We start from the raw sequence: 12,696 nt of genomic DNA on the forward strand, positions 1-12,696 counted from the left end.
TGCGAACTGTGCCCGGCGCCGTGGAAAGGGGGGAATGTTGAAGTCGTACAACGAATTGTCGCGCTGGTACTCGGCGCTGGAGCCCGAGGCCGAGACCGAGACCGGTGCCCCTGTGCGTCCGGACACCACCGAACCGGTGACGGGCGACGACGACAGCATCGACCGATATTCGACGAGTCCCGGCGCCGCCCCGATCGCCGAGCCGGCGCCGGATCGCGCCACGGCAGGGGAGCGGCAGCCAGAACCGTTCAGCCTCGCCCTCGACTTTCAGCCGACCGCCACCGGCGACTCGCAGGGCGGGGAGACGGGTCATCAGGCGAAAGTTGCCGGCGACGCGCACGGCTGGAACGTCGAGTCCGAGCCGAAAGACGGTGACCCCGTCAGTCGGGCCACCGAGTTCGATGACACGACAACCGAATCCGCGGGCTGGGGCGCGGCCGAAGGCGACAAGCGGCCGTACCCCCCGGCCGAACCGGAGGATGTGCCCGAGCCCGAGCCCGAGCCCGAGCCCCCGCCACCGCCTCCCGCGCAACTTGCCGGACGCCGTAGCGACTTCACCGGCGGCTGGTCGGACTGGGTCGCCGAACCGGCACCCGGCCCCGACGACGACTACGACGCCGAGCTCGTCCAGTTTCCCTGGCCGGAGGCCGCCGCCGACGAATACGACAACGCCCGTGTGCTCGAGCCCTCCGGCGCCCTGCGGGCGAACCGGAAACGTCAGCGCACGTGGGTGGTTCTCGCGGTCTCGGTCCTCGTGCTCGTGCTCGCCGCGACCGGGGTGTTCTTCCTGCTGTTCGGGCGCGGCGACAGCAACACCGCCCGCAACGCCGCCCCGCCACTGCACTTCACCGCGGGCAACCTGACCGCCGACACCGCGGGCTCGTGCCCGACCGAACGCACCGAGATCGTGCTGCGCAGCGCCGAAGCGGGCGGCACCGACTCGGGCCCCGACGCTGTCCTCGCCTTCCAGTACGCCTACTACGTGACCCGATCGGGGGCGCAGGCCAGAGCGGTGGTCACCCCCGACGCCGACGTCTCGCCGGCCGCCGTGATCCAGCGCGGTATCGACACCATCCCGGTGGGGACCACCCACTGCGTGCGGATCACCACAGTCGCGGCCGACCGGTTCACCGTGGAGGTCACCGAGTTCCGGCCCGCGGGCGCACCGGCCACCTACACCAAGCAATCGGTGCGGACAGCGCTGGTCGGCGATCGCACGCTCATCACGGGCATCGCGGCAGGGTAAGGAGAGGCGATGACAGACGATTGGAGCCGATGGCTCGACGAGGCCCCCGAGGGGGACCCGTCCGATGACCTGGCGCGTGATCCGGCTCCGGTGGTGCGGTTGCGGCGTCGCAACGGTGAGCGCCGCGACGGCACTCGCAGGCCGATCCTGGTGGTCGGCGGCTGCGGCGGCGCGGGCACCACGACGACCGCGCTCGGCCTGGCCGCGGAGCTCGTCACCGCGGGTGCGACGACAGTGGCGGTCGACGCGACCGCGGCGGGTAGCGACATCGCGCTGCGTGGGGCCGACAAGCACCTGCACCCGGTGAACCTGCAGTCCTGGGTGTACGGCCGGGGCGACGACGAACCGGCGCCGCTGGAAGACTGCCTGTCCCGCTCCACCTCCGGGTTCGGGCTGCTCTGGCGGGACGCGACCCCACTGCGCCGCCGCGCGACATTTCTCACTGTCGCGCGGGCGCTGGACACCGGTGGGTACACCGCGGTCTACGACGGCGGCAACCCGATTGCCGGACGGCAACTGCGACCCCTGCTCGACGATGCCGATATCGCACTGGTGCTGGCCATCCCGGCCCGCGTCGACGCCGCCAACCGGCTGCGCGTGACCCTGGAATGGCTCGACGACCACTACGGCGACGACGGTGCCGGTGTGGTCGCCGACACCACTATCGTTGTCTCGCATCAGTATTCGCACGACGACTCGCGCGTAGCGGAGCATTTGCGCGAGCACCTGTCGGGGTGGGTGCGCGAGGTCGTCGAGATTCCCTACGATCCGCATCTCGCGCGCGGAGAACTCGTCCGCCACGCCGAGCTGGCCGAGACGACGCGTTCGGCGTATGCGAGCTTGCTCGCGGGGGTGGCATCATGACGGCAGCCATGAATCTTCGTCGTCGTCGTGAACCGGACGCCCCCGCCGGTGTAGTCGCGCCGCCAGAATCGCTGCGCGCCAAGATCTGGGAGCGCCCGGTGCCAGGGGTCGGCCGGGCGCCGCTGGTGTGGTTGCTCGGCGTGCACGGTGGCGCGGGCGCGACCACGCTGTCGCATGTGCTCGCCCCCGCCGCCGACGCGCGCGGGCGCTGGCCCGGGGTGTTCGACCGCGAATCCCCCTATGTGGTCCTGGTCGCCAGGGAAACCATCTCCGGACTCACCCGTGCGCACGATCTGCTGCGCCAGCATCACGCCGGGCTCGCGGGCCCGGCGCTGGTTCTCGGCCTGATCACCGTGGCCGCGCGCCCCGGCCGGATGGCACCGGAGATCCGGCGCTACCGGGAGGTGGTCGGCTCGCTGGCCGGGCACGTCTGGCAGGTGCCGTGGTTCGAGGAATGGACTCTGGTGGAGTCCGATGCGCTTCCGGTGTGGTCGCCGGGCGACGAGGTGGCGGTCAAGAAGCGCCGCCCCGACCCGCTCGACGACGTGCCGGTCGAAATCGGTGACCTCGGTACCGATGTGGTCGCCGCGATCCGCACCAGTCTCGGCCCGCCCACGTCGGGTCAGGGTCGATCATGAACGCCGGGCGGTTCGCCGGTCGGTGGTGTACAAACGTGTGTCGTCGTCGAAGTGTTTGTGGCACAACACCTTTACTGTGGGAGAAAGGCACCCGATGAGCATGCTCCTCCTCGCCGTGCAGGACACGTACGGCACCGTGCTGGCCCAGGTCGGTAACCCGACCCCGGAGGCTCCTCCCGGCTCGGAGAAGATCCTGCAGCTGGTGCGTTACCTCACCTGGTTCGTGCTGCTGTCGGGCATCTGCGGCATCACCTACGCGGGCGGCAAGTTCGCGTGGGAGCGCTGGACCGGTGGTGGTCTCGAATCGCCGAAGATGGTGGCGGGCGCCATGATCGGTGGCGTCGTGGCGACCAGCGCCGGCACGATCATGAGTGCGGTCATCGGTTAGTGATCACCGTGCTCGCCTATAAACAGATCCCGGCCGACGTGTTGGCGCCGATGATGCAGTTGCTCAACTGGCTGCTCTGGTTCGTCCTGCTGTCGTGCCTGGCCTGGATGATCCTGTCGGCGGGTCGATTGTGGATCGCGTTCCGCAGCGACCTGGCGGTCAACGACGCCTCACACGGCGTCCTGATGAGCCTGATCGGTGCCTCGGTGGCCAGCACCGCGTCGGCGATCGCGCTGGCCTTCCTGCCGGCATGAATTCCACAGTGACACGACCGGTTGCGGTCGGTATCGCATTGCTCGCCGCGGCCGTCGGCTGTGGCGGCGGTGGTGATACCGGCCCCGACCTGACAGCCGCGCCGACCGGGGTGGGCTGGCAGGACTACCAGGGCATCTCCCTGCCGCACACCGATCAGGGCCCGAAAACAGTGGGGCAGGGCGCCGCGACGGGGTTCGAGCATTCCCCGCGCGGGGCCGGGCTGGCGGCACTGACCCACACCATCCGGTTGTCGGTGGCGCCGGACAGTCAGTGGGCCCAGGTGGTGAACGCCGAACTCGTCCCGGGGCCCGCGCGGGACGAGTGGGCGATCAACCGAGTACAGCTGTCGATCACCGGACCCGCCACGGCGGAGTACGCGCCGAAATTGTTGGGTTACAAAATTACCGAATATCGTGACGAGCGAACGACTGTCGACGTCTATACCGAATACTCCGACCGGTCACGGGCGGTGAACCACACCACGGTGAGCTGGTACGGCGGAGACTGGCGGCTGCAGTTACCCGATCCCCGGTCCACCGACCGGCCGGTCGACCCGATCGATGAATTACCGCAGGACATTGTGACATTGGAGGCACCGCAGTGAGCGAGAAGGAGCCGGGCACGCGCGACCGCGCGTCCTTCGGCATGATCGCCTCCGGTGCCCTGCTCGCCCTGATCATGGTCGTCGGCGCCGTCGTGTACTTCACTCGCGACGGCGGCAGCGAGGTGGACAACGCGCCGCCGCCCGCCCAGGCCGCGGGCGGAACGGGATTCGCCGAACCCGAGGTCGACCTGCTCGGCAGGCGGGTGGACATCCCGAACAACCCGGCGGGTCAGCCGCTGGCCCAGCAACCGGGTACGCAACGTACCGCCGCGGACCCGGATTGGCTGACCGGCGCGCCGGAGGGCACCACGAAACCGCACGGCTGGCAGCGTGTCTACGGCGCGTCGGTGCCGTTCTCCACTTCCGACGGGCCGTCGCGAATCGAGGACGGGCTCGCCGTCGGCTACGCGCGGACACCACAGGGCGCCGCACTGGCCGCCGCGCAGATCACCTACCGGCTCAACGCCCGCCCGGCGGACCGCGACCTGTATGTGACGCAATTGCGGGTCAGCACAGCGCAGCTGGCCGCCTACGACTCCGCGTTGTCGGGCGAGCGGCTGCCCAAACAGCAGCCGGAGAAGGTGACCCGGTATTTCGTGGCCTCCGACGCGTTCAAGATCGACGATTTCGCCGAGGATCTGGCGATCGTGCGGCTGGCTTCGCGCGGTCCGGTGATCGATGGCAAGCAGTTGTACGCCGCGATGCGGATGATCGTGGTGTGGGACGCCGGTGACTGGCGGCTCAAACCGTCGACGACAGCAAATACCCAGACCGAATACGTGGAATCGCTGGCGGGGTGGACGACATGGTGATCGAGGTACAGCACAGCCCGGATCGATTCCGCGCGGACCATCGAGGGGTGCCAACTATGCTGAGGCGGATCGTCACCATTTTCGCGGTGATCTTCACCGTGATGATCGCGACGCCGACGGTGGCCTACGGCCAGACCTACGGCTTCGACGAGGCGTGCAACGAACTGCACGACACCCTCGACAGCGTCGCGATCCCCGGAGTCTCGCTCGGCGACGCGGCGTCGGCGGTGTGTAAGGCGGGCAATGCCGCCTCCCATCCCGGCGACGCGGCCACCGCGGTCAAGGACAAGGCGTGGGATTCCACCTTCGGCAAGGTGGTCGACTCGCTGATGAAGGGCCTCGGCGAGGCGTTGATCCTGGCGTTGACCTTCTGGATGAAGGTGCCCAACGAGGCGGTGAGCGACTCGGGGGCACTGTTCACCAAGATCAACGACTACACCTATCAGATCCAGATATTGCTGTTGATCGCCTCGGTGATCATCACCGGCGGCCGATTGGCCGAGGCCAGACGCGGGGCGGCCGTGAGCGAGGCCGCCGAATCGTTCCGCCTGTTCGCCAGGGTGGTGTTCAGTTCGTGGATGCTGGGTGCGGTGATCGTCGCGGGTACGCGAGCGTCGGACAAGTTCTCCGAGTGGATCATCGACGACGCCACCGGCGGCAATGCCAAGAACATGGCCGAGTTGATGGTGAAAACCAGTAAGTTGCAGGCCTTTTCGCCGGGCCTGGTGCTGATCATCGCCATCGTCGGCCTGCTCGGCGCGCTCGCCCAGATCGTGCTCGCCATCGTTCGGCAGGGTTTGCTGGTGGTCGCCGCGGGCGTGCTGCCGCTGGCCGCCGCCGCCTCGGCGACGGGCACCGGCAAGCAGTCGTATCAGAAACTGGTCGGCTGGATCATCGCGTTCATGCTGTTCAAACCGGTGGCCGCGATCGTGTACATGATCGCGTTCACCACCGCGGGCCACGTCGACGAGACCACGGACTCCGGCGGCTTGCCCAGCGGCGAGGACGCGCAGCGGATGCTGGTCGCGCTGGTGTTGCTGTGCAGCGTGGCGTTCGTGCTGCCCGCGCTGATGCGCCTGGTCGCGCCCGCGGTGGCCACGGTCGGCACCGGCGGCTCGGGTCTGATGGTGGCCGGTGGTGCGGCGGTAGCGGCGATGGGGCTCGGTGCGATCGGCACCAAGGCTGTCGCCTCTCGGCCGGTGGCGGCGCCCGGCTCCGCGGGCTACTTCGGTAATGGCGGTGCGGGTCCGCGGCCCGGTGGACCCGGCGGGGGCGGGGGAAGCGGCGGCGGTGGCGCGGCGCCACGACCGACACCGCCACCACGAGGGGGTGCGCCCGCGCCCGCGACGACGAGTTCGGGCTCGGTACCCGCCGGCGCCCGCAATGTGGCGGCCGCTCGGACCGCGGCCAACACCACCTCGCGCGCGGACCAATCGATGGGCGACGTCGCCGGTGACCGCTGGGCGAATCGTTCACCCGACCTCGGCAGGAGCACGATTCCGCGATGACGACCTCGGCGACCGACACCTACGAGCGCCGCTCGTACGGGCTGTGGCAGAAACCGCGCAGCGCGGGCCTTTTCGGCCTGCGCTGGGAAGAGACCGTGATCGGTTTCGTCGTGGTGATCACGGCACTGATCTGCGCGATGGTCGGTGGATTCAAATGGGGCCTCGTCGTCGGCGGGCTCGGTGCGCTGGTGATGGTGCCCCTGGTGTGGCGGACGGGGGGCCGCTCGGGCTATGAGACGGGACTGATGATGTTCAACTGGAGGCGCTCGCGCAACAACGGCGAGCACGTGTATCGCGGTGGCCGGTTCTCCCGGATCCCCGGCGGTGTCACGAAATTGCCGGGGCTGCTCGCGCCGTCGAAGCTCTACGAAGGCATCGACGCCGGTGGGTATCACTTCGGGATGATCCATCTGCCCGCGTTCGCGCAGTACACGGTGGTGTTGCGGGCCTGGCCGCAGGGGCACGAGGCGGTGGACCAGCCGGTGATCGATCGCTGGGTCGCGGCTTGGGGCACCTTCCTCGCCTCGGTCGGGCAGACCAGCGACATCGTCGCGGTGGTGCCGGTGATCGACACGGTGCCCGAGACCGGAAACCGGTTGCTCAACGAGGTGTCCACGATCACCCGCCCCGAAGCCCCCGATCTGGCCCAGCAGGTGATGTACGAGCTGGCGACCGAATTGCCGCAGGAGCGTGTGCAACTGCTGCCGCGGGTGGCGATCACGTTCAAGGCGACCACCGCCGAGCGGCGCAAGAACCCGGCCGAGGAAGCGGTGGAGATCGGGCGCAGGCTGCCCGGTATCTGCGCGGCGCTGGCCGAGGCCGGCGTGCGGGCGCAGCCGATGTCGGCGGAGGAGGTCATCTCCTTCATCCGCCGCAGCTACGACCCTGCCTCGCAGGCCGACCTCGAGGTGGCCGCGGCCGATCCCGGTGGGCACGGCCTCGGCTGGGACGACGCGGGTCCGGTGTCCTACGACGAGAAGTGGGATCACCTGATCCACGACGGCGGCCGCTCGGTGACCTGGGAGATGGACGCGGCGCCCGAGGGCGCGGTGGACGAGCGGGTGTTGCAGCGATTGCTCGCGCCCAATCCCGAAGTGCCACGCAAACGCATCGCGATCGTCTACCGGCCGCACTCGGCCGCCGACGCCGCCGAGATCGTCGACGACGACTTCAAGAACGCGCTCGTGGCCCAGCAGAGCGAACGCGGCGTGGTCTCGGCGGCGGCGACGCTGCGCGTCGGCGCCACCCAGCAGGCGCGCGAGGAGCAGGCGCGCGGACACGGTGTCACCCGGTTCGGTGCGCTGGTCACCATCACCGAACCGCTGCGCGGTGACCTGCCCCGCATCGAGGCCATCACCCGCGACCTGTCCACGCAGGCTCGGCTCAAGATCCGGCGCTGCTACCGCTACCAGTCCGCGGCGTTCGCGGCATCTCTCGGTTGCGGCGTGATCCTGCCCGAACACGCAACCATTCCGAAGGCATTGGCGGGGTGAGGCGATTATGGGACGCGACTACGAACCCCCGGTGCGCGATCGCGACGACGTCGCGTTGCGCCCGGTCCACCGGCCGCCGCGCATCCGCGGCGAACGCGAGCCACGGCCCGCGGGGAGCGCGCCGCGCGTGAGCGACGACGTGCTCGGCCTCGACGAGCGCACCGACCGCGACGAGCGAGAAGGCTCGGCGCGGGGATCACGCACGGCCGAAGGCCGTCCACCGGTCGAGCACCGGGCACGGGACGAAGCCCGCACCGAGCGAGGTCGTCCACCCCGGCCCCGTGGCGAGGAGCCACGCAGGCCACGCGAGGACGAGCCGCGTCGATCGCGCGAGGGCGAGCGGCGGACGCGGGGTCCGCGTCCCGATGCCGATCGGGGCGCCAGGGCGCGCGCCGAGCGTGGGTTGCGCGACCAGGATCACGGTCCCCGGTTGGAACACGAACGCCCACAGGGTGATCCGCGCCGGCGTCCCAAGCAGGCCGCACCGAAGCCGATGAAGAAGGCGCGGCCCGCGAAGGCGGTGCGCGCGGTCCGGGCCGACGAGGCCGCCGATCGGGCGATGGGTTCGGGCCGGTCGGCGAAATCGACCAAGCCGGACCGGCGTTCGCAAGGCCCCTCGCTGCTCGACGACGCTACCCGCGCCCGCTACGAGATGATCGCCCGCGAGCAGTCGGGTCTGCGCGCGGCCTGGGCGACGTTCCGGATCCACACCGACGATCTGCGCCGCAACAACGCGCACGCGCGCACCGAGGCCGTGGTCAAGGACGGGTTCGACCGCACCACCGCCGAATTGACCGACCGCGGGTACTCGGGCGCGGGCGGCGGCAAGATGAACGTCGTCGGCCGCCCGGTCGAGTATCGCGCCACCACCGCCCAGGTCGCGGGTCTGTGGCCGTGGTCGGTCGGTGCCGGTGCGCCGTTGATCGGCACCCCACTCGGCTCGCACCTGCACACCGGCGCCCCGGTGTGCTTCGACCCGATGAACTGGTTCATGCGCGGCAGTTTCATCACCGCACCCAGCCTGTTCGTGCTCGGCCTCAACGGTTTCGGCAAGTCCTCGCTGGTGCGCCGGATCGTGCTCGGCGGCATCGCCCAGGGCATCACCCCGCTGATCCTGGCCGACGTGAAACCCGACTATCGCAAGATGGTCGAACTCGTCGGCGGCCAGGTGATCGACCTCGGCTACGGACACGGCAAGCTGAACCCGCTGGCCGCGGGCGTGCTCGGTTCGGTGGTGCCACGCCTGGCGGACGAACCCGCACTGCAACGTCAGGTGCTGCAGGATCTGCGCGCCCGGCAGGTGACGTTGATCGCGGGCCTGGTGGAACTGGTTCGCGGCGCCCGCGTCGCCGACTTCGAGGAAACGCTGATCGCCACCGCGCTGCGCATCCTCTACCAGCCCGGCGGGTTCACCCCCGACAAACCGCCGATCATGGAAAACCTGCTCGAGGTGATCGTCGGCGGCGGCGCCGAGATGATGCTCGACGCGGGCGCCGACAACGCCGACGAATACCAGAACGCGATCAAGGGACTGCGCCGATCGTTGCGCGCGCTCACCCAGGGCCCGTTCGGCGCGATCTTCAACGGCCAGACCAGCGTTCCGATCGACACCAGCGCCGTGGCGGTGTGCATCGACGTCTCGCACATCCCCAGCGGCGACAAGAAGCTCAAGGCCGCGGTCATGCTGGCCTGCTGGGCAGACGGTTTCGCGTCCGTCGAGGCCGCGCACGTGCTGGCCGACGCGGACCTCGGCCCGCAGCGCTACTTCCAGGTGGTGATGGACGAGCTGTGGCAGGTGCTCGGGCTCGGCGACTTCATGGTCGACCGCGTCGACGAACTGACCCGTCTGCAGCGTGGCCTGGCCACCGCCCTGATCATGATCAGCCACACCATCAAGGACCTGCAGGCGCTGGGGTCGGACGCCGCGATCGCCAAGGCCATCGGCTTCCTGGAACGCGCGCGCGCCAAGATCTTCGGCGCGCTACCCGCCGAGGAGATCAGCAGGCTCGACTCCACGGTGCCGTTCACCTCGGCCGAGCAGGAAATGGTGACGAGTTGGTCGGCGCCGCAGGCCCTCACCGGGGAGGCGCTCAAGCCCGGCCAGCAGCGGCCGTCGCCGCCCGGTACCGGCAAGTTCCTGCTGAAGGTCGGCGAGGATCGCCGGCCGGGCATTCCTTTCCACATGGAGTTCACGGTGTCGGAGCGAGAAAGCGGAATCCACGACACGAACCAGCGCTTCAGCGAGTTCGGCGACAACCCAAGGGGCACGCCGGACTATTCGAACGGGAGTGAGCAATGATGCCGCACCGGTCCTATCGCCGGGTCTCGCCGGAGGTCCGCAATGCCGCCGTCGCCCAGGTGGTCGCGCTGACCGACAAGTTGCGCAGCGAATCGGAGGCCTGCCGGATGGTGGCCGAACAGATCGGCGTGCACGCCAATTCGGTGCGCAACTGGGTCCGCGCGACCCAGGACCCGAGCCTGGACCGCATGGACGCCACCGCGTTACGCCGCAAAGTGGCGCTGTTGCAACAACAGCTGGCCGCCGCCGCGGAAATGAACCGCACGCTCGCCGACACGCTCAACGAGTCCCGGCGCCGAACATGAACTCCGCCGCGGCGGACGTTGCGCGAATCGGCGCCCGGCGCGGACCGCGGGGAGGCGGCCGGTGAACGTCCGCACGATGATGATGACGGTGTTCGGCTCGGTCGTCGGGTTGGTGGCCCTGGTGCTGGTGATCGTGCTGCCGTCCTCGGATGAGACCTGCGAGACCGGCGATGTGCTGGTCGGATCGTCCGTGCCGACGCTGCCCGAACTCGGTGGGGACAATCGCGCGGGCGCGACCAGTGCTGCCGCGCCGACATCGAATCCGGCGGTCACCGGAACACCGGTGCTGGCCGCGGGTGTGGGTCCGCTGCGCCGCACGTTGCCGCTGGAGATCGGAACGTTCACCATCTCCGATGTGTTCGGTTCGCGCGGCGGCGATCACAAGGGCATCGACATGGCCGCCACCGACGGCACCACGATCTACTCGGTGTCCGACGGCAGGGTCGTCGCCGCCGGTCCCGCTTCCGGGTTCGGCAACTGGATCGTCGTCGATTCCGTCGACACCAACGGTCGCGCCTACTCCGCGGTGTACGGCCACATGTGGGACGCCGGCGTCAAGGTGCGCACCGGCCAGACGGTGACCGCGGGTCAGCCGATCGGGATGGTCGGGTCCGCGGGCGAATCGAGCGGTCCGCACCTGCATTTCGAGATCGTGCCCGGCGGCCGGTTCACCGGCGGTCGTCAGATCGACCCGATGCCGTGGCTCGACGGCGCGCCGACCCCGGATGTCGGTGGCGCGCGGGCATTTTCGAGCGATCCGAACTGTGTGCGCGGATTCGGCAGCGCCGGTGGGGCATTGGCCGACGGGAAGGTACCCGCCGAACTCGAGATCTGGTATCGCCGCGCGGGGACGGTATGCCCGGAGATCTCCTCGTCGCTGCTGGCCGCGCAGGCCAAGCAGGAGTCGGGATTCCGGCGGGGGCTCACCTCGCCCGCGGGCGCCCAGGGCCTGGCCCAGTTCCTGCCGGGCACGGCGGCGGGCATCAATCCCGAGGACGGTCAGCCCTACGTCATCGACGCCGACGGCAACGGGTCCGCCAGCGTGTGGGACGACGGTGACGCGATCATCGGACAGGCCCGCTACATGTGCTCGATCGCCCACAAGATCGCGGGCTGGATGGCCGCGGGGCGCGTGTCGGGCGACCTGGCCGCCCTCACCCTGGCCGGGTACAACGCCGGTGAGGGCGCGGTGCTGGCCTCCGGGGGGATGCCCAATCAGTATGCGGCGCACTATTCCGAGACCAGGCCCTACGTCACCAACATCTTGTCGATGGAACCCCAGTACCGCGCGCCCGGCGCGCAAGGCCGGTTCACCCCCGGGCAGGGCAGCGACGGCGAGCAGATCGTCGAGGCCGCCCACGACTGGCTCGGCACACCGTATGTGTGGGGCGGCGGCGGCGTACAGGGGCCGAGCGGTGGCGGATTCGACGGGCCGGGACTGACCGCCGCGGCGGTGTTCGCCGCATCCTCGGGCGCGGTCACGTTGCCACGCACCGCCGAACAGCAATGGGAGGCCGGGCGGGAGGTCCCGATCGCGAAGGCCGTCGCCGGTGATCTGGTGTTCAGCGGGTTCGGACGGCAGGGCCCGACGCAGGTCGGGATCTACGCGGGCAACGGTCGGCTGATCCAGTCGGTGCCGCCGACGAGCAACCGCGGTGGCGGGGGTGTCGCCGAGGTGGCGGTGCCCGGCGACGCACGGGCGAGGAGGGTGTTGTGACCACGCGACCAGCGATAACCTGGTGGGAGAGAACACGAATCCGCACAACCCCGGCGGTGATGCTCGTGGCAGTCCTGCTCTCGGTTCCGGCGTGCAGTGGTGATGCCGAGCCGACGCGTCCCGAGGCGACTTCCACCACGCGTCTGCTCGAAGCCGCGGTCGACCCGACGACTCCCGACGGTGTCGCGGTGGTCGCGCTGCGCGAGGTCTACACCTGGTACCCCGCGACCGAGCAACCCGGATCCTCGCTGCAGCGCGCGCGAGAATGGCTGGGGCCCAGCATGATACGTATGCTGGACAGTTCGATCGGGGCCACCGCGACTCCGAAACCGTCGCTGCAGTGGGCCGACTGGGCCAAGGCGAAAGCGCGCGTGGAGGCGTTCACCTTCGCCTCGGGGGAGCCGGCGCCCGCGAGCGCCGATCCCACGGTGGCGCAGTACAAGATCGGCATCGAACAAACGGTCGTCTACCCGAACGGCCGCACCGAAGAGCTATCGCCGAGCACCGTCATCGCGACGGTGGTGCAGACCCCGCAGGGCTGGCGCCTCGACGCGTTCCGCTGACCAC

Annotated in this window: 13 protein-coding genes; all 13 read left to right on the top strand. The window is 69.8% G+C overall.

Translation table 11 applies throughout. From position 1 onward, the window contains the following. The first annotated feature begins 34 nt into the window (after positions 1–34). The 13 genes from ACWGCN_RS15005 to ACWGCN_RS15065 all read left to right on the top strand — a co-directional run bounded on the left by ACWGCN_RS15005 (position 35) and on the right by ACWGCN_RS15065 (position 12,692). Positions 35–1,246 carry a hypothetical protein gene (locus ACWGCN_RS15005; protein WP_452459205.1) on the top strand — a complete coding sequence of 404 codons (1,212 nt, stop codon included), beginning with the start codon at positions 35–37 and terminating at the stop codon, positions 1,244–1,246. 9 nt (positions 1,247–1,255) lie between these two features. Continuing rightward, positions 1,256–2,110: a MinD/ParA family ATP-binding protein gene (locus tag ACWGCN_RS15010; RefSeq protein ID WP_378626934.1), complete on the top strand. Its 855-nt coding sequence runs from the start codon at positions 1,256–1,258 to the stop codon at positions 2,108–2,110. Next, positions 2,107–2,748 (top strand): hypothetical protein, encoded by a 642-nt coding sequence (locus ACWGCN_RS15015; protein WP_449966109.1) that lies wholly within the window; start codon positions 2,107–2,109, stop codon positions 2,746–2,748. The genes ACWGCN_RS15010 and ACWGCN_RS15015 overlap by 4 nt, the downstream gene beginning before the upstream one ends. 94 nt (positions 2,749–2,842) lie before the next feature. Beyond that, entirely contained in the window at positions 2,843–3,136 is a 294-nt protein-coding gene (locus ACWGCN_RS15020; RefSeq protein ID WP_056815437.1) for a hypothetical protein, read from the top strand. Positions 3,137–3,144: 8 nt separating this feature from the next. Further along, positions 3,145–3,390 carry a hypothetical protein gene (locus ACWGCN_RS15025; RefSeq protein ID WP_371852067.1) on the top strand — a complete coding sequence of 82 codons (246 nt, stop codon included), beginning with the start codon at positions 3,145–3,147 and terminating at the stop codon, positions 3,388–3,390. 8 nt (positions 3,391–3,398) lie between these two features. Beyond that, on the top strand, positions 3,399–3,995 hold the full coding sequence (locus ACWGCN_RS15030; protein ID WP_378988991.1) for a hypothetical protein: 597 nt from the start codon (positions 3,399–3,401) through the stop codon (positions 3,993–3,995). Continuing rightward, positions 3,992–4,807 (top strand): hypothetical protein, encoded by an 816-nt coding sequence (locus ACWGCN_RS15035; RefSeq protein ID WP_378626938.1) that lies wholly within the window; start codon positions 3,992–3,994, stop codon positions 4,805–4,807. Before ACWGCN_RS15030 ends, ACWGCN_RS15035 begins: the two co-directional genes overlap by 4 nt. 56 nt (positions 4,808–4,863) lie before the next feature. Then, the gene (locus ACWGCN_RS15040) at positions 4,864–6,315 is read left to right on the top strand and encodes a hypothetical protein (protein WP_379313399.1); all 1,452 of its coding nucleotides are present in this window, start codon (positions 4,864–4,866) and stop codon (positions 6,313–6,315) included. Next, the gene (locus tag ACWGCN_RS15045) at positions 6,312–7,808 is read left to right on the top strand and encodes an SCO6880 family protein (protein ID WP_378988993.1); all 1,497 of its coding nucleotides are present in this window, start codon (positions 6,312–6,314) and stop codon (positions 7,806–7,808) included. Before ACWGCN_RS15040 ends, ACWGCN_RS15045 begins: the two co-directional genes overlap by 4 nt. A 7-nt stretch (positions 7,809–7,815) precedes the next feature. Continuing rightward, positions 7,816–10,107: a hypothetical protein gene (locus ACWGCN_RS15050; RefSeq protein ID WP_379313400.1), complete on the top strand. Its 2,292-nt coding sequence runs from the start codon at positions 7,816–7,818 to the stop codon at positions 10,105–10,107. Next, complete coding sequence (locus tag ACWGCN_RS15055; RefSeq protein ID WP_056810706.1) at positions 10,104–10,412, top strand: transposase; 309 nt, start codon at positions 10,104–10,106, stop codon at positions 10,410–10,412. The genes ACWGCN_RS15050 and ACWGCN_RS15055 overlap by 4 nt, the downstream gene beginning before the upstream one ends. A 61-nt stretch (positions 10,413–10,473) precedes the next feature. Beyond that, the gene (locus tag ACWGCN_RS15060) at positions 10,474–12,129 is read left to right on the top strand and encodes a peptidoglycan DD-metalloendopeptidase family protein (RefSeq protein WP_452459206.1); all 1,656 of its coding nucleotides are present in this window, start codon (positions 10,474–10,476) and stop codon (positions 12,127–12,129) included. Next, positions 12,126–12,692, top strand: a complete 567-nt coding sequence (locus ACWGCN_RS15065) for a hypothetical protein (protein ID WP_452459207.1) — start codon at positions 12,126–12,128, stop codon at positions 12,690–12,692. Before ACWGCN_RS15060 ends, ACWGCN_RS15065 begins: the two co-directional genes overlap by 4 nt. Positions 12,693–12,696: the final 4 nt, after the last annotated feature.

It is taken from the genome of Nocardia sp. NPDC055050, from assembly GCF_053608345.1.